Source organism: Actinosynnema sp. CS-041913, assembly GCF_050942485.1.
Taxonomy (GTDB): domain Bacteria; phylum Actinomycetota; class Actinomycetes; order Mycobacteriales; family Pseudonocardiaceae; genus Actinosynnema.
Genome location: NZ_CP192037.1, coordinates 2,463,609 through 2,486,591, shown reverse-complemented (window position 1 = coordinate 2,486,591; position 22,983 = coordinate 2,463,609). Strand labels below are relative to the sequence as shown.

The following is a 22,983-nucleotide window of genomic DNA, read 5'->3' as shown; positions in this document are numbered from 1 at the left end:
CGCGCGAGGAGGTCCGGATGTCCGAGCCGAGCCAGTACGACCGCATCGGCGAACTCTACGAACAGGTCAAAGACCTCCCGATGGGAATCGCGGAGCGGGCCACCCTGCTGTCCGCGCTGCCCGACCCGCGCGATCGCCGGGTGCTGGACGTCGGCTGCGGAACCGGCGCCTATTCCAGGATGTTCCGGCGGATGGGCGCCCGGCAGGTGCTCGGCGTCGACCCGGCGCGGGAAATGCTCGCCTACGCGCGGGAGGCCGAGGAGCGCGAACCGCTCGGCATCTCGTACGAAGCGCACGACGGCACCGCGATGGCGAAGCTGGGCGACTTCGACCTGGTCGCCGCGATCTGGCCGCTCGGCCACCTGGGAGACCGGGAGTCCTACGACCGGATGGTGGCGAACCTCGCCGCGAACCTGGTCCCCGGCGGACACCTGGTCGCGGTGGTGCCCAACCCGGAGACGGACTGGGATCGCCTGGCCGACTACCCCGGCTACGGGCTGTCCGTCACCAAGACCGAGGACACCGGCGAATGCCAGGGCTGCTACGTGCGCGTCCACGGCGACCCGCCATTCGAATTCACCGGTTACATCTGGCCGCCCGGCGTTTTCGAGGAATCCTGCGCGGCGGCCGGGCTCACCGGACTCCGCCGCCACCCGGTGGTGATCCCCGAATCGGAACTGGCCGAGCGCGGGCCCGAATTCTGGGCGACGCTCCGGGCCAACCCGATGTTCGCGGTGTTCACCGCTCGGCGGGCGGAGGGCTGATCACCACCCGCCGGGCCCAGCGAACCGACCTCACCGACCGCCGATGACGCGGGGCCGTGTCGCCATGCGGTGAACGCGACCCGGGTCAGGAAGTGCTCGCCGAGGCTGTTGTCGACGTGGTGTCGAGGTCGTCGAGTTGCCTTCGGACGCGGTCGGCGTCGGTGTCGCGGCCTTGTTCCCGGTACAGCTCCAGGGCTTTCTGCCACACCTCGCGTGCCCGGTCGTGGTGGCCGAGGGCGGCGTGGGGATGGCCCACGCGGTCGAGGGTGCCCGCTGCCTCGTAGGTGTGACCGAGGGTGCGGTACAGGGTGAGGGCCTGGTGGTAGTGGTCGACGGCCTGTTGGTGGTCGCCGGCGCGGTGGGCGATGAACCCGAGGCTGTCCAGGGTGGCCGCCTCGCCCGTGGGGTCGTGGTGGCGTCGGCACAGGGTGAGGGCTGCGTGGCAGTGGTCGCGGGCGCTGTCGAGGTCGCCCAGCAACGCGGCGAACCACCCCACCCCGTTGAGCGCTTCGGCTTCCCACGTCGGCATGTCGAGGTCGTGGAAGAGGTCGAGGGCGTGGCGGGCGTGGTCCAGACCCCGCCGGTCGTCTCCCCGTCCTCCGCGGACGATCGCGAGCACCCAGTGGGTGTGTGCCTGTTCGGCGGTGTCGTGGTGGCGCACGGCCAGGTCGAGGGCCTTTTCCAGGTGCCCGATGGCCTCCTCGTGCAGGCCCAGTCGGGAGCAGGCGTGGCCGAGGTGCCGGTGGGCGCGGATGTGGGTGGTGGGGTCGGGCAGGTGCGCTGCGGCGTCCAGCGCGGCCCGCCACGAGGCGAGCGCGTGGTGCAGGTGCCCCCGCCGGAAGTGGAAGGTGTCCAGTGCACGGGCGAGGTGCCAGACGAAGTGGTGGCGGCCGAGGGCGACGGCGGCGCGTTGGGTGGCCAGGAGGGTGGCGTGCTCGGCGTCCAGCCAGGCCATCGCGGTCGCGACGTCGGGCAGCGGGCGCGGGTGGACGTCGGGCGCGGGCGGGGCGGGTTGGACAGGTGGGCGGTGGGGGTCCAGGAGTCGGTCGGCGGTGTGGGCGGTGTGCAGGTGGAAGTCCATCACCCGCTCCAGCGCCGTCTCCCGCACGTCGTCGGACAAGGTGGTGTGGGCGGTGGTGGCGGCGTAGTCGCGGACCAGGTCGTGCATCGCGTACCGGCCGTGCGGTCGCCGTTCCACCAGGGACGCCTCCTCCAACGCCGACAACGCCCTGCGTGCGCGGACCGGGGACAGGGCGGTCAGGGAGATCACGGCGGGCAGGGTCGTATCGGCGCCGGGTGCGATGCCCAGCAGCCCGAACACGGTGCGTTGTTCGTCGGTGAGCCGGTGCAGGGACCAGGACAGCACGGTGGGCAGGCTGGCGGTGGGGTCGGTGTCGTGGTCGAGCATTTCCAGGCCCAGCTCCCGCAGCTCGGCGGCGACCTCGGCCAGCGGGATGGCGGGGCGGGTGGCGGCGTTGCGGGCGGTGATCGACAGGGCCAGCGGGTAGCCCCCGCACAGCTCGACCAGGTCCTCGGCGGCATCGGGTTCGGCGGCGACGCGGTCGACGCCGATGCGTGCCGCCAGCAGGGCTCGGGCCTCGTCCCGGGTGAGCACGCCCAGGGGCAGGTGGCCGGCGCCGTGCCGGTCGATCAGGGAGGCCAGCCGGTGGCGGCCGGTGACCAGCACGGTGCAGGACGGGCTGCCCGGCAGCAGCGGGATCACCTGGTCGGCGGTGGCGGCGTTGTCCAGCACGACCAGCATCCGCCGCCCCGCGACCAGCCCGCGGTACAGCGCGGCCAAGGCGTCCAGGTCCGGTGGCAGACCATTGGGGTCGACGCCCAGCGCGGTGAGGAACCCGCGTACCGCGTCCGCCGGTTCGGTCGACCGCCCCGTGGGGCTGAACCCGTGCAGGTCCACGAACAACTGGCCGTCCGGGAACCGGTCGAGGTGGAGGTGGGCCCAGGCCAGGGCGAGCCAGGTCTTGCCGATGCCGCCGGCGCCGGCGATCGCGGAGATCACCATGGCGCCGCCCGGTTCGGGCTGGTCGTCGAGGGCCGCGGTGAGGTGGCCGAGTTCGCGGGTGCGGCCGGTGAACAGCCTCGGCGGCGCCGGCAGGTGGCGTGGCACGGACAGGCCCGGGGCGGTGGCCGCGGGCTTGGGCGCGGCCAGCGTGGGGTCGGCGCCGAGGATCTGCTGGAAAAGCTGTTGCAGGTCGGGGCTGGGATCGGTGCCCAACTCGTCGGCCAGTCGTTGCCGGAGTCGTCGGTAGTGGTTCAAGGCGTCGGCGGCGCGGCCGTTGCGGTAGTAGGCCAGGATCACCTGGCCGGCCAGTCGTTCGTCCAGTGGGTGGAGCCGGGCGTGGGCGGTCAGCTCGGGCAGCAGCACGGCGTGTCGGCCCCGGCGCAGCAGCAGGTCGGTGAGGTCCAGCCGGGCGGTGTGGTGTTCCTGCAGCACCGTGGCGCGCAGCGCGGTGAACCACGGGGTGTCCAGGCCCGCGAACGGCTCACCACGCCACAAGGCCAAGGCCTGCTCGAACAGCGCGACGGCAGCGGTGTCGTCACCGGTCGCGCGTGCCTGCGCCACGAGGGAGCGGAACCGGTGCAGGTCCACCGTGTCAGGGGCGGTGGCGAGCCGGTACCCGCCCGACTGCCAGGTGATGGCGACTTCCGGGAGGGCGGCGAGCGCACCGCGGAGCATGGTGATGCTGTGCTGCACAGCGCTGCGCGGTCGACGGGGCGGGCGCCGGGTTCCCCACACCCGGTCCACGAGCTGATCGACGGACACGGCGCGGTCGGCCTCGACCAGCAACACCGCCAACACCGTCCGCAGTTGCGCGTAACCGATGTTCACCGGGTTCCCATCGAGGTGCGCCTCGATATTACCCAGCAGGCGGAATTCTGTGGCCATACCCCATCCCCAGGGATCTTCCGATCGAGTGGGACCTGTCATAGTCGTTCCGAACAGGCCGCTCAAGCGCTACCGAGGAGGTTCGCACATTCGGTTGGGCAGGCTCGTCCGTACAGCGGCGCTATCCGAATGTCCTCGAAAACCACGGTGCTGTACCACAATTTGGCGTCGCGGCCGTGCGGATACCGGTAGTCACCGGCGCAGCCCCAGTTGGTGTGGCAGTTGTCGCCCATGACGTACGCGGTCCGGCCGTCCGTCACGGCCACGCCCAGGTATCCGCTGGAGCCGAGCGACGAGCACGGGAAATAGCCGATGGACGTGGGAAAACCCTTGGTGCAGCCGGATGTCGGGATGTTGTCGTAGAGGTCGTGCGCCGCACCCCAGGTCGCTCCGCCGTCGTGGCTGGCAGTGATCTTGTTCCCTGGCCGGCCGAAGGCCAGCAAGAGCACACCGTTGTCCATCGTGTGCAGAACCGGGGCGACTCCTTGGGCCGCATGGGGATCGGCGGCGCCCGGGACCTTCACCGCCGTCCAGGGGCCCCAGGTGGCGGCGCGGAGTGAAGCCGCGTCGTCGACCGCCGCGTGGGTGGTCCGGGACGCGAGCCTGGCATAGCGGTTCCCGTTCTGCACCACGTCGTACCGTGCGACCACGACCAGTCGGCCGTCGGCTCGGCGGGTGACCGAGGACTCGCTGTAGGTGTTGGTGTCCGACTTGAACACGGTCGCCGCCCACGACCAACTCCTCCCCTCCGTGGTGCTGACGAGGAGGTGCGACGCGCTCAGGTAGTTGTCGCCGATCCTGGCGTGGGCGGCGTAGAACGGCGTCACCAGCGACCCATCGCCGGGCAGCCTGATCACCCGCTGGAACACCCGTCCCACCGCACCGGGGTCGACAGTGGCGCCTGTCGTGTCGATGGGTGCGCGAGTCGATGACCAGCTCACGCCGCCGTCGGTGGACGATCGACGCAGGACGTAACGCCCCGTCGCGTCCTTTTGGGCCTTCTCATCGATGGCGACGGTGTGTCCGTCGGTTGATCGGAAGACGTTGTTCACCTTCGCGTAGTCCGTGGTGTGCAACAGTTCCCGCCCGGTCGTGGCGTCCAGTGCCGGCCGCCAGTTGCTCGGGTCGGCCACGCTCGCGCCGCCGCCGACGTGGTACTGGACGCGGGTCTTGAGCGATCCGTCGTCCCCGCTGATCTGGAAGCTGCGGACGAGCCTCCCGTGCTCGTGGCCGGACCGGTCGGTCCAGCGGATGTGTTGCAGCGCAGGCATCGAACGATACGAGTAGGTCGGATCCGCCGGCTCGACCACGACCGGACCGACGTGCGGCGTACTCGTGGCGACGGTCGACGGAGGGGCGGCACGTGTCCGCGCGGGGCTCGTGGCAAGGGCCGCCACGAGGAGCGTCAGCACTGCGACCGATCCGGCGGATGTCCTGGTGCGGCCCTGCGTCATCGTTGTGTCCCTTGGTCTTCGGTGATGGCGGACGAAGCCGGGAAGGCCGCGGAGCGCTCCTGGGCCTTCCCGGCTCGACGGGGCTGGTCAGCCGACGGTGCCGATGTCGACGTAGTCGTACCAACCGTGTGTTGCGGTCCAGATCCGTTGGTACAGGTGGCCGTTGGCCGCACGGGCGAACACGTCGATGCGGTTGCCGGCCCAGGAGACGGCGGCGGGTGCGCTGGTCATGGCGCCGCCGCCGAGGTCGACGAACGCGCTGAAGCTCGTTCCGGCGTTGGTCGAGGCGGAGTGCATGAGGCTCTTGTCGCCATCGTCGCGGACGAACACGTCCATGAGCTGATCCGAACGGTGGCTCACCGCAGGCTGACCGAAGATCCGCTCGCCGCGGTCGACCCAGCCGAACCAACCATGGTCACTGGTCCACATCCTCGTCGCCAGCGTGCCACTGCCGTCGCGCATGAGCACGTTCAGCCGGTCGTTGCCCAACGCCACCGCCGCGGGAGGTGCTGTGGCGCTGCCTTGCAGGTTCACCCACGCACTCCAGCTCGTCCCGTTGAAGTAGCGGTGCACGACCTGCTCGCTGGTGTTGACCGAGAAGGCGTCGAGGGTGTTCCCACCGCGTGAGGTGAGCGCGGGGGTCCACTGGATCTGGCCCCCACCGTTGTCGTGCCAGGCGGTCCAGCCGCCGGTGCTGGTCCACCGCTTGTGCCACAGCGTCCCGTTGCCACCGACCCCGACGAGGTCGATCCGGCCGGCGCCGGAGTTGGCGGCGGGGTTCGAGCGGAACTGGCCGCCGAGTTCGATCCACGGCGACCACGACTGGCCGTTGAAGTGCTTGTGCAGGAACGAGTTGTCGTCGTCCCGGGCGAACACGTCCAGTTGGCCCGCGGCACGGGACACCACGGCGACGCCCGAACGCTCGACCGGTGACGTGCTGCCGCAGTTCTGGCTGGTGTAGGTCTCCACACCGCTCGCGTAGTCGAACGGGTCGCCGTGGAACGAGGCCGGGCGGATGTAGTCCGGGTAGTTCTGGCCACTTCCCCGGTTCCGGAACTCGAAGTGCAGGTGCGGCGAGATGGCGACGGCGCTGCCGTCGGTGTTGCCGACGGTGCCGATCTGCTCGCCCTGTCCCACGGTGTCGCCGAGGTGCGCTTCCTTGGTGTTCAGGTGTGCGTACAGGGTCGAGTAGCCGTCCCCGTGGTCGATCTCCAGATAGTTCCCGTACGCCGACGAGGCGCCTCCCTCCTCTCTGATCCTGCCCGCGGCGGCGGCGAGCACCGGCTTGCCGAGGTCCTGCCCGCCGTCTGCCCGGTTGAAGTCGATCTCGTAGTTGCGGTGAGCGCTGCTCGCCTTCGAGTTGCCCGTCCACGAAGTCCCGCAGACGAACGGCAACTCCAGGTTCGGCGCCGCCGCCTGGGCGACCGGCAGCCAGGTCGTCGCCGACGACGCGAGCAGCAGGACGATCGTCAGACCCGCTAATCGGAATCCGCGCGTGATCTTCATCTTGTCCCCATCCAGTCGGAAATTGACCGAGATGGGATGGCCGCCGCGGCACGTCTGTCAGTAACGAGCTGATAACGTCAACGTTTGCGGGCGGTCCGGCCCTCGCCGTAGCAGTTCGCGACGTCGTCGTAAGCGCCTGTGCACACTTGAGCGTTGGCCAGGAACGTGTAGCGGCTGTCGGCGCCGTCGACCTTGGGGCTCCAGCACTGGGTCCGGCCCGGGAGGACGTGGCCGGTGGCCCCGCCGCCGGGGTTCGCGCACGTGACCGGCGCGTCGGGCCGGTCGTCGGCCCAGCGTTCCAGGTAGCCGTTGGCCCACCGGCCGTCGTCCAGCGGCGCGTGCAGCACCAGGTAGACCCAGTACCGCCGGGCGGCGTCGCGGCACAGTTGCACCGACGCGAAGATGACTTCGGGCCTGGTGGTGTCGCGCACGTAGTTCGCCGACACGACATCGCCGTTGCCCTCGCTGTGCCGGCAGTTGGGCAGACCGGCCGGCGGCTTGGGCGCGCTCACCGGGGACGAGGCCTGGGCGGCTGACGTCGAACGGGCCTCGGCACTCGCGGTGCTCGCGTTGTGCGACTGCCATCGCGGCCACTGCGTCACCGCCACGCCGACCAGCACGAGCACGCCGAGCAGAGCCGCTGTCACAGCCGCAGACGTTCGCGGGCGTCCGCGCGGTGGCTCGGCAGGGGTGTTCACGGCGAGTTCGTCCAAGGCGGTCGCGAGGTCGTTCGCGGTGGGCCAGCGCAGCCGCGGGTCGGCCGCCAAGGCGCGCAGCAGCACCGCGTCGGTCCCGTCCGGCAAGCCGGAGCGCAGGGTGCTCGGCGCGACGACCTCTTCGTCCGGGGCACGGCCGGTCAGCGCGTGGTACACCGTGGCGCCGACACCGAACACGTCGACCCGCTCGTCGATGACGCCGTCCGGGTCGTCCTGCTCCGGCGCCATGTACCCGAGCGTTCCGGCGGCCAAGGTGAACCGCGATCCCCTTGCCAGGTCACGGGACAGCCCCAGATCCGCGATCAGCGGGCGGGGCCGGCCCGCCGTCGAGCGGAACAGGACGTTCGACGGTTTGATGTCGCGGTGCAGCAGGCCCGCGGCGTGCAGGTCGGCCGCACCCCGCGCGAGTTCCGCGCCGTGCCGCAGCGCCTCCTCCACCGGCAGCGGGCCGTCCGCCAGCAGGTCGGCGAGGCTGCCGCGGTCGGCGTAGGTCATCACGAAGTACGGCCGCCCGTCGGGCAACTCGCCGATGTCGAACACCTCGATGACCCGGTGCGACCGTGCCCGGCGCAGCGCCTGGGCCTCCCGTTCGAACCGTTGCCGCACATCGAGCCGCTCGGCCCAGTTCTCGGCGAGCACCTTGATCGCCACCTGGTCGTCCAGGCGCTCGTCGTCGGCCAGCCACACGACGGCGAACCCGCCGGCCCCCAGCAACCGCCGGACGGGGTATCGGCCGATCGCCGTCGGTCTGCCCACCGCCCTATCATGGCCCAGTCACGGCGAGCAAATGGAGGTTGCGGGCGTGACCACTCCGGTGGAGGACGAGCCCGTCGAGACCCTGGACGACCTCGCCGCGCGGGCCGCGGCAGGGGACCAGCGCGCGCTGGACTCGTTGCTACGGCGGATTCGGCCCGCTGTGCTGCGCCGGTGCGGTGCGATGCTGCTCTACCGCGTCGACGCCGAGGAAGCCTGCCAGGACGTCTTGTTGCAGGTGGCCCGCGCCGTCGGGAGCTTCGAAGGCAGGTCGGCGTTCACCACGTGGTTGCACGTCGTGGTGGCCAACTGCGTGCGGGACACCTATCGCGCCCTGCGGCGGCGCGCCGACGAGGCCGCCCCCGCCGAGGTCTTGGCGCAACGGCCGGACCCCCGGACCACCAGCGTTGTCGCGGGCGCGCGGATCGACCTGCTCGACGCGATCGAGCGGCTCGAACAGCACAACGCCGACCTGGCGGCGGCGTTCGTCCTCCGCGACATCGCCGACCTGGAATACGCCGACATCGCCGAACGGCTGGCGATACCGGTGAGCACGGCACGGTTCCGCATCCACGAGGCACGCAAGTTCGTGCGGCTGCGCCTCACCGACAGCGCACCTCGCTGACACCGCGCCTCACCGACAGCGCACCTCGCTGACACCGCACCTCACCGACAACGCACCTCACCGACAGCCGCCGGCCGGCGCGTCACCCGGGTCCGGCAGCGTGCGGTCGGCCGGCCAACGCCCCCTCCCACCGCGGACCGCGGAAAACCGCCTGCGCGAGTGAGACACCCACGACCGGACGGTGAGAGCAGGCGCGGGCGAGCACGGGCTGTGCCGTTCGCTCCGATCGGGGTCGCGGACGAGTACCCGTCCGGCACCCGACAGTCGAGTTCGCGCCGGACGTCCGGTGGCTCTCGGTTCTCCCCGAGTCCGGACCGAGGCCGACTTCCCGCCGCACGATCGGGTGGCATCCGCTTCCGCCGGCGGCGATCGCGCCTAGGTTCCCGAAACGAAAGGCGAACGCCGCCGCCATCGACGAACCGGACAAGACCGGCACGCTCCCCCGCGTGACCACAGCAGACCAACGCACGGCCCCGCCCGGTCGGACGGGGCCTCTCGGTCGCGCCCCCGCACGCGGTGGGCGGCAGGGATGACGGCGGCGACCAATCCGGCGAAAGGACACAGTGGTGACAACGATGATGCGGGGCCTGCTCGTGACGTCAGTGGTCGTGGTGGTGTGTGCGGGGTCCGTCGTGCCCGCCGCAGCGGAGCACACGCCCGGGGACGAGGCGGTGTCGACGGTGTTCTTCGGCGACTCCTACACCGCCAACTTCGGCATCGCACCCTTCCACGAGGAGATCGAGGAACTCCTCTGCTTCCGTGCCAGGGAGAACTACCCCGCGGTGGTGGTGCGACAACTAGCCGAGCAGGGCAGCGCGCTCGACGTCGCCTCCGACCGGTCCTGCGGCGGCGCGTTGATCGAGCACTTCTGGACCGGACAGCCCCTGCCACCGACCAACCTGACCAGGCCGCCGCAGCAGGAAGCCCTGGGCACGGACACCGAGCTGGTCGTCGGCAGCATCGGGGGCAACACCCTCGGGTTCTCCAGCATCCTCAAGCAGTGCTCCCAGAAGCTGCGCGACGAGGGCCAGTTGCTGCCCGGCGCGCCGTTCGACGGTGCCGAGCCCGCCGCCCGGTGCGCCGTCTACTTCTCCCAGGGCGACGGCAAGGAGCTGCTCGACAAGCTGTTCGAGAAGGCCGACGGGGAGCTGGCGGAGCTGTTCAACCAGATCGGCCGCCTCTCACCCGAGGCCAAGGCCGTGCTGGTCGGCTACCCGCGGATCGTGCCCGCCGACATCGCCAAGTGCCAGGTCCCCGCACCCGGGCAGACCGAGAAGCCCCTGGCCGACATCCAGATCGACGCCCTGCTCGTGTTCGACAAGGTCCAGGAACGGCTCAACGACCTGATGCGGACCAAGGCCGCCGAGGGCAACGCCGCGTTCGTCGACCTCTACGCGGTCACCGGCGACCACACCGCCTGTGACGGGGACGACCGCGGCATCGGCGGCCTGTTCGAGCTCTCCCAGGTCAAGCTGGGCGAGCAGAACCTGCCCTGGTACCTGCACCCCAACACCCACGGCCGCGACCTCCAGGCCCAGCACGTCACCGCCGCCCTCCAGGGCGCCCTCCGCCGATGACCTCCCGCGTCCCCACCGGGCCCATGATCGACAGTGGCAGCCGGGCCTGAACCCGCACCCGCTGCCGCATCGTGCCGGCTCCCGCGTAGTCACGGCGTCGGGCGATCCTGCTCACCACGTCGAGGCGCGGGCCGCCGGACCTAGCGGGTGATGCGCAGGAAGGCGTGCGTGGTCGTGCCGTGCGGGGTGGTGTGGGTGCGGACGAGGTCGGCGAGTTGGTTGACCACCAGCAGGCCGCGACCGCTCTCCTGTTCGGGAGTGGCCGGTCGGCGGCCGGCGAGCGGGTCGGTCAGGTGGCCGCTGTCCTGGACCGTGCAGACGAGGTGGGTGCCGTCCTGCCAGAAGCTCAGCAGGCAGCCGCCGCCGGTGTGCCGGAGGCCGTTGGCCACCAGTTCGGTGGTGATCAGCTCCAGGTCGGCCACCCGTTCCGAGGGCAGGTGCCAGTGCCGCGCCTGCCGGGTGGCGAGCCGGCGGGCTTCGCGGATGCCGACGGTGCCGGCGACCTGGAGCACGGCGGCGTCGGGTGCGGTGTCGAGGGACTGGTTGTAGCGGTTGACGACGGCGTCGGGGGCGTAGTGGTCGCTGTCGTAGCGGCGGGTGGTCTCCCACACCAGCGGATGGGTGGCCAGCGCGTCGGCTACGACGTGCTCTTCCAGCGAGGCGGTGTCGTAGGGGCAGGCGATGGTGACGTCGCGGCCGGCGAAGGCGAGGTTGATCAACGCCTCGTGCTGGGCGCACGCGGGGTACTCGACATCCGTGCGCCCGACCCAGATCGGCTCGCCGATGATGCGGACGTGCGTTCCGGGGTGGCGGTCGGCGAACCGGCGCAGCACGGCGGGGATGATCCGGCCGGGGTTGCGGCCCTCGACCTCCATGTCGAGCAGCAGCACGCCGTCCGCCGCGTCGCCGAGGGCGTCGCGCAGCAGCCGCAGCCGCTTGCCCGGCACGGACGCCGCGACCGGGTGGCCCCGCTCCAGGCCTTCGGTGACGAAGGGGACGAGCAGTTCCAGGTACTCCTCGTCGGAGGCGTAGAACACCGCGGGGTGGACGAAGTCACCCAACGCCGGGATGTCGGTGATCGTCACGCGGCACGCTCCACTCGGACGTTGGCGAGGTCGAGCAATTCCACCAGCGTGGCCACGCCGGGCCAGGACGTGCGCAACACGACGGACGCGTCGCGGTCGGCGGCGTGCCGGGCCAGGCGCAGCAGGTTGCAGTGGTCGAGGAAGGTGAGGTCGGTGGCGTCGAACACCAGCCGCCCCTCGTGGGGGCGAGGGTCGGCCCGCCGCAGCGCGACGGCGAACAGGTCACCGGCGGACTGGTCCACCTCGCCGCCCAGGACGGTGACCCGGTCACCGGCGGCGTGCAGGCGGAAGCCGGGATAGGCCGTGTTGGTGCTCGGGTGCATGCAGGCGACCTGCGCGAACGCCTGCTCGTCCACCTCCGCGTCGGAGTAGGCGCACATCGCCGAGAACGGCCGGTCGGCCATGTAGTGGTCGATCTGGTGCTCGTAGCGGGAGAAGGCCACGAGCTGTTCGGGCGTGCGCACCATCGACGTGCAGTCGGCGACGACGCGCAGACCGGTGAACCCGGCGGCCAGGGCCGCCTCGGTCTCCTCGGCGTAGGCGCGCACCTGCGCGGCGGGCTCGATCACCGTGCCGACCGGGTGGGTGGTGTCCAGCGACACGACCTGCGCGGCGCCGGTGCGCAACGCCTCGGCGAGCCCCGCCACCCCGTCCAGGTGCCCGACCAGGGCGTCTGCGTCGCCGGTGCCGAGGTAGCGGACCCGGTGCCCCAGGGCGAGCCCTTCGGACAGGAACCCGCGGGCCTGGTCGCGGAACTCGCGCGCGTCGTGGTACCGCCAGCACACGTGGTCGTGCGCCCCGAACCCACGCACGTGGCCCACCACTCCGGACCGGCGCATGCCCACCACCTCGACGCTCCTCGCGGCACCACGGCCGCGGACGGGCGCGTGCCGTCGACGCATCCCCAGGTGAGACGGTACCTGGGGCAGCCGGCGAAGGGTACGGCGGGAAGCGGACCTCGGTGTGCCGCACGGTCGCTCCGGGTATCCTGGCTCGACCGACACCGACTCACCTGGGATTCGTCACGCACTCGTGCCGTCCACTCGGTGTACGCGACCAGGACGTGGACGGGATGGCGGATGGGCGATCCGGAGAGCGTGAGAACGCGGCTGCGGGTGTTGGAGGCGGTCACCGACAGCGCGCTCCGGGAACTCGACCTGGACAAGGTCCTCGAAGTGCTGCTGTGGCAGGTGCGCGACCTGTTCGCGGTGGACACCGCGACCGTCCTGCTGACCGACGCGGACGGCGAGCACCTGGTGGCCAAGGCTGCTTCCGGCTTGGAGGAAGAGGTCTTCCAGGGCGTCCGGGTACCGGTGGGCGTGGGCTTCGCCGGGCAGGTGGCGCAGCGCCGGGAACCGGTGCAGATCACCCACGTCGACGAGTCCACCGTGATCAACCCCCTGCTGTGGCAACGGGGGCTGCGGACCCTGCTGGGCGTCCCGATGGTGGCCCAGGGTGACCTGACCGGGGTGCTGCACGTCGGCAGCACCACCGCTCGCCGGTTCACCGACGAGGAGGTCGAGCTGCTGCAACTGGTGGCCGACCGGCTGGCGATGGCGGCGCACGTGCACCGGGCGCGTTCCGAGCGGGCCGCCGCCACCATGCTCCAGGACAGCCTCCTGCCCAGCCACCTGCCCGCCGCCGAGGGCTGGGAGATGGCCGCCCGCTACGTCCCCGGCACCGACAGCGGGGTCGGCGGCGACTGGTACGACGTCTTCGAGCTGCCCGACCGGCGCATCGGCCTGGTCATCGGCGACGTGGTGGGCAACGGGCTGCCGGCCGCGATCGTCATGGGACGGCTGCGCAGCGCGCTGCGCGCCTACGCCCTGGAGTTCGCCGACCCGGCGGAAGTGCTCGGCAAGCTCGACCGCAAGGCCAGCCACTTCGAGGCCCGCAGCATGGCCACGGTCGCCTACGCGGTCATCGACCTGGCGACCTCCCGCATGGAACTCGCCCGAGCCGGCCACCCGCCGCCCGCGCTCGCCGTGCCGGGGCGGGCGACCGGCTTCGTCGACACCGAGCTCGGCCCGCCGATCGGCTACCACCTGGGCGTCACCGGCCGCCGGAGCACCGGGGTCGACCTGCCGCCCGGCGCGCTGGTCACCCTGTACACCGACGGGCTGGTGGAGCGCCGCGGGCTGGACCTGGACAGCCGGCTGGAGGAGCTCCGGCAGGTCGCGTCCTCGACCGCGCCGGAAGCGGCCTGTGCCCGGATCATGGCGGCCCTCGTCGGCGACCGACCGGCCGACGACGACATCGCCCTGCTGACCATCCGGCACAGCCCCGCGACCGACCGGTCCTGACCGACGACCACCGCCCGTTCCCGTCACCTGTTGGAGTGATCGCAGCACCGGGACACGAAGCCCTAGCATCGCCGTGGGGCGATCTCGGGAGTGGAATCATGAGGTCTACACCGCGCGGGCGGCCACGGCTGCGACTCGTCGCCGCGGTTCTTGCCGCGTCGGCGCTGGCGCCGGCTCCCACCGCCACCGCGGTCGGGACGCCGATCACCGAGTACGGCCCGGCTCCCGCCGCCACCGCGGTCGGGACGCCGATCACCGAGTACGGCCCGGTCCCCTCGGCCATCCCCGTCGGCGGCGTGTGCGAGGTCGAGTTCGACCACCGCGGAGCGCTCTGGGTCGAGCAGTACCTGAGCAGCCAGGTCGCCCGGTTCGACCCCGGCACCGGGCAGTTCGCCAACTACTCCACCCCCATGCCGCTGTCCGTGCCCGGCGGCATGGACCTGGACCCGGCCGGCGACCTCTGGATGCCGCAGGTGACCGGGAACAGCCTGCTCCGCGTCGACACCGACGACGGCGGCATGACCGAGTTCCCGCTGCCGTGGGCCAACGCGCTCAACACCCGGCCGTTGGACATCCCGCTGCACACCGGCCTCGGGTTGGCCAACGACATCGCGTTGGGACCGGACGACGCCCTGTGGTTCACGCTCGGCGGACTGGACTCGATCGGCCGGTACGACCCGGCGACCGGGGCGTGGAGCAAGCACCCCGTGCCGGGCGAGATCCTGGGCCAGGTCGGCGCGCTGTTCGGGATCATCAAACCGGGCCCCGGCCGCACCGTGGTGTTCGACCTGCCCCAGCTAAACAAGGTCGCCACCCTGGACGTGGACACCCACCGGTTCACCCAGTACACGATGCCCACCCCGGCCTCGTTCCCGGTCGGCGTGCGCACCGCCGCCGACGGCACCATCTGGGTCGGCGAAGCACTCGGCATGAAGATCGCCCGCATCAACCCCACCACCGGCCACATCACCGAGTACCCCCTGCTCGGCGTCAACGGCCTGCTCACCAGCATCCTCGACGGCCTGCCCATCGGCAGCATCGGCAACCCGCTGCCCATGCCCGGCCCCATCGCCGAGGCGAGCGACGGCAACATCTACTTTTCGGTGAGCTTCCCCGCGGCCGTCGGACTGGGCAACCAGATCGCCCGGTTCGACCCCACCACCCGCGAAACCCGGATGTGGAGCACGCCCTCGCCGGCCTCCTACCCCTGCGACATCAACGTCCACCAACCCGGCGCGGTCTGGTTCGGCCTCCTGACCACCAACAAGATCGGCAGACTGGACATCACCGCCACCTGACCCCGTGCCGCTCGGGAAGTCACCGCCGCATCCGTGGATCGTGCGAAGGGTCGGGGTACATGGGCGGGCAGCCGTTCTCGACGGCATCGGGGCGCAGTTCGTAGTGCCAGGGTTCGTTGCGGTAGATCTGGCACAGCCCGTACCTCGCGCCGTGCTCGGACAGCCACGCCCTGGCATCGAGGCGTCCGATGTCGACCGCGTCCCCCAACACGTGAGCGGACGTTTCGGGGGTGGCCACCCATCGGGCCGCTTCCTCTTCCGAGCCGTACTTCGAAACCGCCCCACGCAACAGTTGTTCCTGGTACTCCGGGGAACGCCAGCCACCATTGACGAAGAACTCGACCCCGTCGTCCGCGGCATCGGTCGCGGCTCGGCGCAGGGCGCGCAGCAACTCCGGATCGAGGTTCGCCACGGCCGGGGTCTCGTCATCGAAAACCGTCACGGGATCGGGGACGGCGCCGTGCGCCCTGCCGAGGGCGTGCCGGACGACCGGGGAAGACGCCACCCGTCCGGTGGGGTGGGCCGCGGTTCGTGCTCGTTCGCGGTAGGTCATGCCGTCAGTCAAGGCAACGCGGTGTTGCCGACACGTACGTGGATTTCGATAGGCCGGCGATATGCGCCGGCTCGTAGCATCAGGGCATGCGTGTGTTGATCGTCGAGGACGAGCCCTACATGGCGGAGGCCATCCGCGACGGGCTGCGCCTGGCGGCGATCGCGGCCGACATCGCAGGTGACGGCAACACCGCTCTGGAGCTGTTGAGCGTCAACGCCTACGACATCATCGTCCTCGACCGGGACATTCCCGGGCCTTCCGGTGACGAGGTCGCCGAAAGCGTCGTCGCTTCCGGTAGCGGCATGCCGATCCTGATGCTCACCGCTGCCGACCGCCTCGACGACAAGGCCTCCGGTTTCGAACTCGGCGCCGACGACTACCTCACCAAGCCGTTCGCGCTCCGGGAACTCGTGCTCCGGCTCAGGGCACTCGACCGCAGGCGCGCGCACAACAGGCCACCCGTGCGGGAGATCGCGGGTCTGCGGCTGGACCCGTTCCGCCGCGAGGTCTACCGGGACGGCCGCTACGTCGCGCTGACCAGGAAGCAGTTCGCCGTGCTCGATGTCCTCGTCGCCGCCGAAGGCGGTGTCGTCAGCGCCGAGGAGCTCTTGGAGCGGGCGTGGGACGAGAACGCCGACCCCTTCACCAACGCCGTGCGCATCACCGTCTCGGCACTGCGCAAACGCCTCGGGGAACCGTGGATCATCGCCACCGTGGCCGGCGCCGGCTACCGCATCGACGCAGGGCCCGCCGCCGGACGTGACGGAGGGAGCCGTGGATAGGGCGCCCGGATTGAGCGTCCGCCTGAAACTCACCCTCAGCTATGCCGGGTTCCTCATGCTCGCGGGTGCCTTGCTGCTCGCCACGGTGTGGGTGTTCCTGCTGCGCTACGTGCCCGAGGTGATCTACTTCCCGCCGTCCAGCACGCCGCCCGGGACGTTCGAGCCGTTCGGTCCGCCGTTCGTGCCCGACCGCTCCGACCTGCTGCGCGCCTTCGGGCCGAAGGCAGCCGCGGTGCTGGCGTTCCTGCTGGTCTTCGGCCTCGGAGGAGGGTGGATCCTGGCCGGCAGCATGCTCGCGCCGCTGACCCGCATCAAGAACGCCACCCGCCTGGTCGCGAACGGGTCGCTCTCCCACCGGATCGAGATGGAAGGCCGCCGAGACGAGTTCCGCGAACTCGCCGACGCCTTCGACGCCATGCTCGCGCGGCTCGAAGCACACGACGCCGAGCAGCAGCGATTCGCGGCGAACGCCTCCCACGAACTGCGCACCCCGCTGGCGATCACGCAGACGCTGCTCGACGTGGCGCGCAACGATTCGAACCACGACACCGGCGAACTGGTCGACCGCCTCCACTTCATCAACACCCGGGCGATCGACCTGACCGAAGCGATGCTCCTGCTCAGCCGCGCCAACCAGCGGTCCTTCAACCGGGACTACGTCGACCTGTCGCTCATCGCGGAAGAGGCCACCGAAACGCTGCTGCCGCTCGCGGAAAAAGGCGGCCTCACCATCGAGACCTCCGGTGACATCGCGCCCACCATCGGCTCCCACGCGCTCCTGCTGCAGATGACGACGAACCTCGTGCACAACGCGATCGTCCACAACGTGCCTGAGCAGGGCACCGTGTGGGTCACCACCAGCCTTCGGCCCAAGACGGTGGTGCTCATCGTCGAGAACACCGGTGAGAAGCTCAGCACGCAGTTCGTTTCCACGATTGTCGAGCCGTTCCAGCGCGGCACCGGACGGATACGCAACAGCCACGCGGGGGTCGGCCTGGGCCTGGCGATCGTCAGAAGCATCACGCAAGCACACGATGGGACGCTCACCCTCGCCCCGCGGGCCGCCGGAGGGCTCCGCGTCACCGTGCGACTACCCGCCGCGCCACCGCACACTGCCAGGTCACGATCAGGGGAACCGCCGCACGGCCCCGCGGGAGAATAGCCGGAGCAGCCGCCTCACGTGGGCCTGACTTATTCTACGGGAAAGTCGAAGTAGGTGTCCGGATAAGGCTCCTCGTTCAACGTGTAATGCCACCACTCATAATCGTAGGCATTGAAACCGCAATCCTCCATCACCGAACGAAGATATTGCCGGTTGCGCGCTTCGACCTGGGTGACCCCGGATGCGCCATGATGGGAGATTTCGTCCATCAGGTCATGGCCACCACCCATCGGAGCAAGTTCGCCGGTCGTCAGGTGGTAGAGCGTCAAGTCGACCGTGCTGCCCCGGCTGTGACCTGATTTGGCGGCCACGTACCCTTTTTCGAACATCTCGGCCCGGTCGATGTTCGGGTAGTGCCGCGACTTCGTCCGGCCGTCCTCCGGCTGTTGTGACCAGCGCAGGAAGCAATCGACCGCCCGTTGCGGGCGATAACCGTCCCAGAGCAGCAGGCCGAAGCCGAGGGACGCGGCCTTCTCGCGCGCGTTCTCCAGGGCCGCGCACAACACCCTCGTGCCGACGATCCGATTCGCGGCGTACCCGTCGACAGGTTTGCCGGTGAAGTTGTCCCAGGTGGCGTACTTGGCGTCCCAGCGCAGGCCGGGCACCAACTCGTCCACGTAGGCGAAATCGTCTTTCATCGGGCTTTCCCGGTCAACGCCAGCGACACGACCTGGTCGATCACGTCGGCCAGCGGCAACCCGGCGGCTGCCATCATCCTCGGGTAACGGCTGTACGAGGTCAGGCCGGGCAGCGTGTTGACCTCGTTGAGGACCACCGTGCCGTCCTCCTTCAGGAACAGGTCCACCCGCGCCAGCCCTCGGCAACCCAGAGCGCGATAGATGGTCTTCGCCGTCTCCTGGACGAGCGCGCGCGACTCCGCCGGAATATCCGCGGGCACGGTCACCGTCGAGTTCTCGGAACCGCTTTCCGGGTTGTCCTCCTGATGGATCCGGAAGAGGCCGTGGGACAGCGTGATCTGATCCGGCTCGCCGGTGATCAGCTCCAGGTCGTTCCCCAGTACCGCACACCCGACCTCACTGGCGACGACGGCCTCTTCGATCAACACCTTCGAGTCGTACTGCCGGGCGACCTCCACCGCACTCGGCAGGTCCTCTTTGCGGGACACCTTCGTGACGCCGAAAGACGACCCAGAACGGGCCGGCTTGACGTACACGGGATAGGTGAGCCGGTCGGCATCGGGGTGCTCGTTCGCCGGGACGGTCCAGAACTTCGGCGTGGCGATTCCCGCGTGGCCCGCGACGAGGTAGGCAAGGGACTTGTCCATGCACAGGGCGGAGCTTTGGATGTCGCAGCCGACGTAGGGGATGCCGGAGAGCTCCAGCAGACCCTGTATCGCGCCGTCCTCGCCGAGTTTGCCGTGCAGGACGGGCATCACGACGTCCAGGCTGATCGCTTCGTACTTCCCCTGCTCCAGGACGAGCAGTCCGCGGGAACCGCGGTCCGGTGACAGCACGACCGGACGGCAGTCACCGTATTCCCACCCGGTGTCGGGGCCGTCGCAGAGCAGCCAGTCGCCGGTCTCCGTGATCCCGATCCAGAACGGCTCGTACTTCTCGGTGTCGAGGTTCTTGGCAACCTCCTGCGCGGACTTGACGGAGACGGGATGCTCCTCGGAGGAGCCCCCGAAGATGATTCCGATCTTCATATCCAGTGTTGCCTTTCGAGGTCGAAATTCACGCAGTTGACAAGACTGTTCTCAACGGTGTCGCGCAGGGCGTGATCGGTGTAGTAGGCGGTGTGCGGAGTGATGATCACGTTCGACAGCTTTTGCAGCCGCAACAGGGGCTTGCGGTCGATGGGTTCGTTCCGGCAGTCGGCGTAGAAGATTCCTTCCTCGCCTTCGAGGACGTCCAACGCCGCGCCGCCCAACCGGCCGCTTTCCAATGCGGGGAGCAGGGCTTCGGTGTCGAGGAGTGCACCGCGTCCGGTGTTGATGACGTACGCGCCGTCCTTCAACTGCGCGATACGCCGCTCATCGAGGAGGTGGTGCGTGTCCTCGTTGAGCGGGGTGTGCAGCGTGACGATGTCGCTCCGCCGCAGCAACTCATCGAGAGGGACGTAGTCGGCGGAGGTGCCGGGGCGCTTGTCATAGGCCAGCACGCGGCAGCCGAAACCTCGCAGCCGGATCATGACGGCAGCGCCGATGCGCCCGGTGCCGACCACCCCGATGGTCAGGTCGCGCAGTTCTTTCCCACGCACCTCATTCAGCCGGTAATCATGGACGTCCGCACGCCTGATGACGGATTTCGCGTGTCGCACCACCATCAGCATCAGCATCAGCGTGTAGTCGGCCACGCTGTCCGGCGAGTAGGCGACGTTTCCCACGAAGATGCCGACGCTCCGCGCGTACTCCACATCGATGTGGTTGTACCCGATGCTCCTGGTGGAGATGTACGTGACGCCGGCCCGACCGAGCGCGCGAAGAGTGGCATTGGTGATTTCAGCTTTATGGCCGACGCTGACGCACCGGTTCCCGGAGGCCAGTTCGACGTTGGCTTCGGATACCGCCGCCTCGGTGATGGTCGGCACCACGTTGAAGCGCGGCGCCAACTCGCGGAACAGCACGGCCTCGTCCTGCTCGCAGCCGTAGACCGTGATTCCCCTGGTCGGAGCGGCCGAGGAAGACCAGGGCAGCGGCGATCGGGGGCGGCGAGCCGCGGCACGTGCCGGTTCGCGGGACGTCATGACTTCCAGTCAAACCTGCGGGATGTTGCCGGCACGTATGTGGTTTACGATATGCGGACGATATGTTACCGGTCGGTAGCGTCGAGGGCGTGCTTACGGTCCGTCAAGGGATCGGGCGCAGCGCCGGTGTGGTTCGCGCCGAGTGGACGGGGAAGGCGAACGGATGGGCAGCTACGTGCTCGGTCTCCGGGAGATCGACCGGACGCAGGTCGCCGTCGTCGGCGGCAAGGGCGCGCACCTGGGAGAGCTTTCACGGATCGGGGGCATCCGCGTGCCGGCCGGGTTCTGCGTGACGACGGACGCCTTCCGGCGGATCACGGAGGACGCGCCGTCGCTCGGCGACCGGCTGGATCGGCTGTCGCGCCTGAACCCGGACGACCGGGAGGCGATTCGCACGCGCAGCGCGGAGATCCGGCAGACCCTGGAGCGGATCGTCATCCCGGACGACCTGGCGGCGGCGATCACCGGCGCGCTCACGCGGCTCGGCGAACGGGCCGCCTACGCCGTCCGATCGAGCGCGACGGCGGAAGACCTGCCCACAGCTTCCTTCGCGGGCCAGCAGGACACGTACCTGAACGTCGTGGGGCCGACCGCGGTCCTCCGGCACGTCAGCCGGTGCTGGGCGTCGCTGTTCACCGAGCGGGCCGTGACCTACCGACTGCGGAACGGCTTCGACCACCGCGAGGTCCACCTGGCGGTGGTCGTGCAGCGGATGGTCTTCCCGCACGCGGCCGGCGTCCTGTTCACGGCCGACCCGGTCACGTCCAACCGGAAGGTCGCCTCCGTGGAGGCCGGCTTCGGCCTCGGCGAGGCCCTGGTCTCCGGCCTGGTGAACGCCGACAGCTACCGGGTGCGCGACGGCGACATCGTCGCCAAGGCGGTCGCCACCAAGCAGCTCGCCATCCACGCCTCGCCGGGAGGTGGAACACGGGAACAGGCGATCGAGCCCGCGCTGCGGGAGCAGCCGGCGCTGACGGATGCGCAGGTCGTGCAGCTCGTGCGGCTCGGCCGGCGGATCGAAGCGCACTTCGGCCGGCCCCAGGACATCGAGTGGTGCCTGGACGATGACGGCTTCCAGGTCGTCCAGAGCCGGCCGATCACCACGCTGTTCCCCATCCCCGAGACCGACGACGGCGAGAACCACGTCTACGTCTCCGTCGGCCATCAGCAGATGATGACCGACCCCATGAAGCCCCTGGGGCTCTCCCTGTGGCAGTCGACGACCCCCCGTCCCATGGCCGAGGCCGGCGGGCGTCTGTTCGTCGACGTCACCCGGATGCTGGCGTCGCCCGCGACCCGCGCCGGCCTCCTGGAGGTCACCGGGAAGTCCGACCCGCTGATCGGGGACGCGCTGCGGACCGTGGTCGAACGCGACGGCTTCCTCCCGTCCTTCCCGGACGAGGGCCCCGGCGGGCAGGTCCCCGGCGTCGCGCCGGCCACGATCGAGACCGATCCGACCCTCGTCACCGAGCTGATCGGCCGTAGTGAGGCTTCCGTCGCCGCGGTGGAACGCGACATCCGGACGAAGACCGGAGCCGAGCTGCTGGACTTCATCCTGGCGGACCTCCAGGAGCTGCGGCGGGTCCTGTTCGACCCGCGCAGCCACCAGGTGATCATGGCGGGGATGCAGACGACGTGGTGGCTCAACGAGCACCTGCAGGAGTGGCTGGGCGAGAAGAACGCGGCCGACACGCTCACCCAGTCCGTACCCCACAACGTCACGTCGGAGATGGGGCTGGCGCTGCTCGACGTCGCGGACGTGATCCGCCCGCACCCGGAAGTCGTCGCCTTCCTGCACGACGTCGAGGACGAGGGCTTCCTGGACGAGTTGGCCGACCTCGCGGGCGGGCCGGCGGCGCGGGACGCCATCCGCGCCTACCTCGACAAGTACGGCATGCGCTGCGTCGGCGAGATCGACATCACGAGGCCGCGGTGGAGCGAACGCCCCACCACGCTCCTGCCCCTGCTCCTCGCCAACATCAAGAACTTCGAGCCGGGCGCCGGTGAGCGCCGCTTCGAGCAAGGGCGGCAGGAGGCGTGGAAGAAGGAACAGGAACTGCTGGAGCGCTTGCGTGCCCTGCCGGACGGGGAGCGGAAGGCCGAGGAGACCAAGCGGAAGATCGATCGCGTCCGGACCTTCATCGGGTACCGGGAGTACCCGAAGTACGGCATGGTCAGCCGCTACTTCCTGTACAAGCAGGCCTTGCTGGACGAGGCCGAGCGCCTCGTCCGGGCCGGCGTGCTCGGGGAGAAGGAGGACATCTTCTTCCTGAGGCTGGAGGAACTTCAGGACGTCGTGCGGACGAACCGGGTTGACGACGGGCTCATCCGTCGGCGCAAGGAGGCGTTCGGGACATACCAGGCGCTCACGCCACCCCGGGTGCTCACGTCGGAGGGCGAGGCCGTCGCCGGAACGTACCGACGCGACGACCTGCCGCCCGGTGCGCTGGTCGGCCTGCCGGTGTCCGCCGGGACCGTCGAAGGGCGGGCCCGGGTCATCCTGGACATGGCGGAAGCCGACCTCGCACCGGGCGACATCCTGGTCACGGCGCACACGGACCCCGGCTGGTCACCCCTGTTCGTGGCGATCGCGGGCCTGGTGACGGAGGTCGGCGGCCTGATGACCCATGGCGCGGTGATCGCACGGGAATACGGGCTGCCGGCCGTCGTCGGGGTCGAACACGCCACCCGCCTGATCCAGGACGGGCAGCGCATCCGGGTGAACGGAACCGACGGGCACATCGAGATCCTCCCCGCGACGTGATCGACCGACCGCGAGCCAGCCGAAGAG

The 22,983-nt window shown here is 70.1% G+C and carries 18 protein-coding genes; 8 read left to right on the top strand and 10 right to left on the bottom strand.

What is annotated here, in order from left to right; genetic code table 11:
• Positions 1–17: 17 nt before the first annotated feature.
• Positions 18–764: a class I SAM-dependent methyltransferase gene (locus tag ACQPZF_RS12120; protein ID WP_433271339.1), complete on the top strand. Its 747-nt coding sequence runs from the start codon at positions 18–20 to the stop codon at positions 762–764.
• A gap of 85 nt (positions 765–849) precedes the next feature.
• Here ACQPZF_RS12120 and ACQPZF_RS12115 read toward each other — a convergent pair whose 3' ends face one another.
• The 4 genes from ACQPZF_RS12115 to ACQPZF_RS12100 form a co-directional block, all read right to left on the bottom strand.
• Entirely contained in the window at positions 850–3,672 is a 2,823-nt protein-coding gene (locus ACQPZF_RS12115; RefSeq protein WP_433271336.1) for a BTAD domain-containing putative transcriptional regulator, read from the bottom strand.
• A 62-nt stretch (positions 3,673–3,734) separates the two neighbouring features.
• On the bottom strand, positions 3,735–4,943 hold the full coding sequence (locus tag ACQPZF_RS12110) for a sialidase family protein (protein ID WP_433271334.1): 1,209 nt from the start codon (positions 4,941–4,943) through the stop codon (positions 3,735–3,737).
• Between the two features lie 270 nt (positions 4,944–5,213).
• On the bottom strand, positions 5,214–6,632 hold the full coding sequence (locus tag ACQPZF_RS12105; RefSeq protein ID WP_433271332.1) for a peptidoglycan DD-metalloendopeptidase family protein: 1,419 nt from the start codon (positions 6,630–6,632) through the stop codon (positions 5,214–5,216).
• A 77-nt stretch (positions 6,633–6,709) separates the two neighbouring features.
• Positions 6,710–8,104, bottom strand: a complete 1,395-nt coding sequence (locus ACQPZF_RS12100) for a serine/threonine-protein kinase (RefSeq protein WP_433271330.1) — start codon at positions 8,102–8,104, stop codon at positions 6,710–6,712.
• 46 nt (positions 8,105–8,150) lie between these two features.
• Here ACQPZF_RS12100 and ACQPZF_RS12095 point away from each other — a divergent pair, with 46 nt between their 5' ends.
• Together ACQPZF_RS12095 and ACQPZF_RS12090 are read left to right on the top strand one after the other, a co-directional pair.
• Positions 8,151–8,726: an RNA polymerase sigma factor gene (locus tag ACQPZF_RS12095; RefSeq protein ID WP_433271328.1), complete on the top strand. Its 576-nt coding sequence runs from the start codon at positions 8,151–8,153 to the stop codon at positions 8,724–8,726.
• Between the two features lie 575 nt (positions 8,727–9,301).
• On the top strand, positions 9,302–10,303 hold the full coding sequence (locus tag ACQPZF_RS12090) for an SGNH/GDSL hydrolase family protein (protein WP_433274534.1): 1,002 nt from the start codon (positions 9,302–9,304) through the stop codon (positions 10,301–10,303).
• A 140-nt stretch (positions 10,304–10,443) separates the two neighbouring features.
• Here ACQPZF_RS12090 and ACQPZF_RS12085 read toward each other — a convergent pair whose 3' ends face one another.
• Together ACQPZF_RS12085 and ACQPZF_RS12080 are read right to left on the bottom strand one after the other, a co-directional pair.
• Entirely contained in the window at positions 10,444–11,388 is a 945-nt protein-coding gene (locus ACQPZF_RS12085) for an anti-sigma factor RsbA family regulatory protein (protein WP_433271326.1), read from the bottom strand.
• The gene (locus ACQPZF_RS12080) at positions 11,385–12,227 is read right to left on the bottom strand and encodes an MEDS domain-containing protein (RefSeq protein WP_433271324.1); all 843 of its coding nucleotides are present in this window, start codon (positions 12,225–12,227) and stop codon (positions 11,385–11,387) included. The genes ACQPZF_RS12085 and ACQPZF_RS12080 overlap by 4 nt, the downstream gene beginning before the upstream one ends.
• A gap of 240 nt (positions 12,228–12,467) precedes the next feature.
• On the opposite strand from ACQPZF_RS12080, the gene ACQPZF_RS12075 reads away from it, so the two are divergent.
• Together ACQPZF_RS12075 and ACQPZF_RS12070 are read left to right on the top strand one after the other, a co-directional pair.
• Complete coding sequence (locus tag ACQPZF_RS12075) at positions 12,468–13,691, top strand: PP2C family protein-serine/threonine phosphatase (RefSeq protein ID WP_433271322.1); 1,224 nt, start codon at positions 12,468–12,470, stop codon at positions 13,689–13,691.
• A 98-nt stretch (positions 13,692–13,789) separates the two neighbouring features.
• Positions 13,790–14,989, top strand: coding sequence for a Vgb family protein (locus ACQPZF_RS12070; protein ID WP_433271320.1), 1,200 nt, complete (start codon positions 13,790–13,792; stop codon positions 14,987–14,989).
• A 19-nt stretch (positions 14,990–15,008) separates the two neighbouring features.
• On the opposite strand, the gene ACQPZF_RS12065 is transcribed toward ACQPZF_RS12070, so the two are convergent.
• Positions 15,009–15,554, bottom strand: coding sequence for a M15 family metallopeptidase (locus ACQPZF_RS12065; RefSeq protein WP_433271318.1), 546 nt, complete (start codon positions 15,552–15,554; stop codon positions 15,009–15,011).
• Positions 15,555–15,628: 74 nt separating this feature from the next.
• On the opposite strand from ACQPZF_RS12065, the gene ACQPZF_RS12060 reads away from it, so the two are divergent.
• The gene (locus tag ACQPZF_RS12060) at positions 15,629–16,324 is read left to right on the top strand and encodes a response regulator transcription factor (RefSeq protein ID WP_433271315.1); all 696 of its coding nucleotides are present in this window, start codon (positions 15,629–15,631) and stop codon (positions 16,322–16,324) included.
• Positions 16,317–17,486, top strand: coding sequence for a sensor histidine kinase (locus ACQPZF_RS12055; protein WP_433271313.1), 1,170 nt, complete (start codon positions 16,317–16,319; stop codon positions 17,484–17,486). The genes ACQPZF_RS12060 and ACQPZF_RS12055 overlap by 8 nt, the downstream gene beginning before the upstream one ends.
• Positions 17,487–17,515: 29 nt before the next feature.
• Here the strand turns inward: ACQPZF_RS12055 and vanX are convergent, their stop codons facing one another.
• From vanX to vanH, 3 genes are read right to left on the bottom strand one after another with little or no spacing between them, the layout of a single operon-like run.
• On the bottom strand, positions 17,516–18,124 hold the full coding sequence (gene vanX, locus ACQPZF_RS12050) for a D-Ala-D-Ala dipeptidase VanX (protein WP_433271311.1): 609 nt from the start codon (positions 18,122–18,124) through the stop codon (positions 17,516–17,518).
• Positions 18,121–19,152, bottom strand: a complete 1,032-nt coding sequence (vanA, locus tag ACQPZF_RS12045; protein ID WP_433271309.1) for a D-alanine--(R)-lactate ligase — start codon at positions 19,150–19,152, stop codon at positions 18,121–18,123. The genes vanX and vanA overlap by 4 nt, the downstream gene beginning before the upstream one ends.
• Positions 19,149–20,105: a D-lactate dehydrogenase VanH gene (gene vanH / locus ACQPZF_RS12040; protein WP_433274532.1), complete on the bottom strand. Its 957-nt coding sequence runs from the start codon at positions 20,103–20,105 to the stop codon at positions 19,149–19,151. Before vanH ends, vanA begins: the two co-directional genes overlap by 4 nt.
• Before the next feature lie 250 nt (positions 20,106–20,355).
• Between vanH and rph the strand changes: the two genes are divergently transcribed.
• Positions 20,356–22,956, top strand: coding sequence for a rifamycin-inactivating phosphotransferase (rph, locus tag ACQPZF_RS12035; protein WP_433271306.1), 2,601 nt, complete (start codon positions 20,356–20,358; stop codon positions 22,954–22,956).
• The last annotated feature ends 27 nt before the right edge of the window (positions 22,957–22,983 follow it).

Coding starts and splice junctions, on each gene's coding strand:
- ACQPZF_RS12120 (WP_433271339.1), top strand. CDS start 18: ATGTCCGAGCCGAGCCAGTACGACCGCATCGGCGAACTCTACGAACAG.
- ACQPZF_RS12115 (WP_433271336.1), bottom strand. CDS start 3,672: ATGGCCACAGAATTCCGCCTGCTGGGTAATATCGAGGCGCACCTCGAT.
- ACQPZF_RS12110 (WP_433271334.1), bottom strand. CDS start 4,943: ATGCCTGCGCTGCAACACATCCGCTGGACCGACCGGTCCGGCCACGAG.
- ACQPZF_RS12105 (WP_433271332.1), bottom strand. CDS start 6,632: ATGAAGATCACGCGCGGATTCCGATTAGCGGGTCTGACGATCGTCCTG.
- ACQPZF_RS12090 (WP_433274534.1), top strand. CDS start 9,302: ATGATGCGGGGCCTGCTCGTGACGTCAGTGGTCGTGGTGGTGTGTGCG.
- ACQPZF_RS12080 (WP_433271324.1), bottom strand. CDS start 12,227: ATGCGCCGGTCCGGAGTGGTGGGCCACGTGCGTGGGTTCGGGGCGCAC.
- ACQPZF_RS12075 (WP_433271322.1), top strand. CDS start 12,468: ATGGGCGATCCGGAGAGCGTGAGAACGCGGCTGCGGGTGTTGGAGGCG.
- ACQPZF_RS12070 (WP_433271320.1), top strand. CDS start 13,790: ATGAGGTCTACACCGCGCGGGCGGCCACGGCTGCGACTCGTCGCCGCG.
- ACQPZF_RS12060 (WP_433271315.1), top strand. CDS start 15,629: ATGCGTGTGTTGATCGTCGAGGACGAGCCCTACATGGCGGAGGCCATC.
- vanX (WP_433271311.1), bottom strand. CDS start 18,124: ATGAAAGACGATTTCGCCTACGTGGACGAGTTGGTGCCCGGCCTGCGC.
- vanA (WP_433271309.1), bottom strand. CDS start 19,152: ATGAAGATCGGAATCATCTTCGGGGGCTCCTCCGAGGAGCATCCCGTC.
- rph (WP_433271306.1), top strand. CDS start 20,356: ATGGGCAGCTACGTGCTCGGTCTCCGGGAGATCGACCGGACGCAGGTC.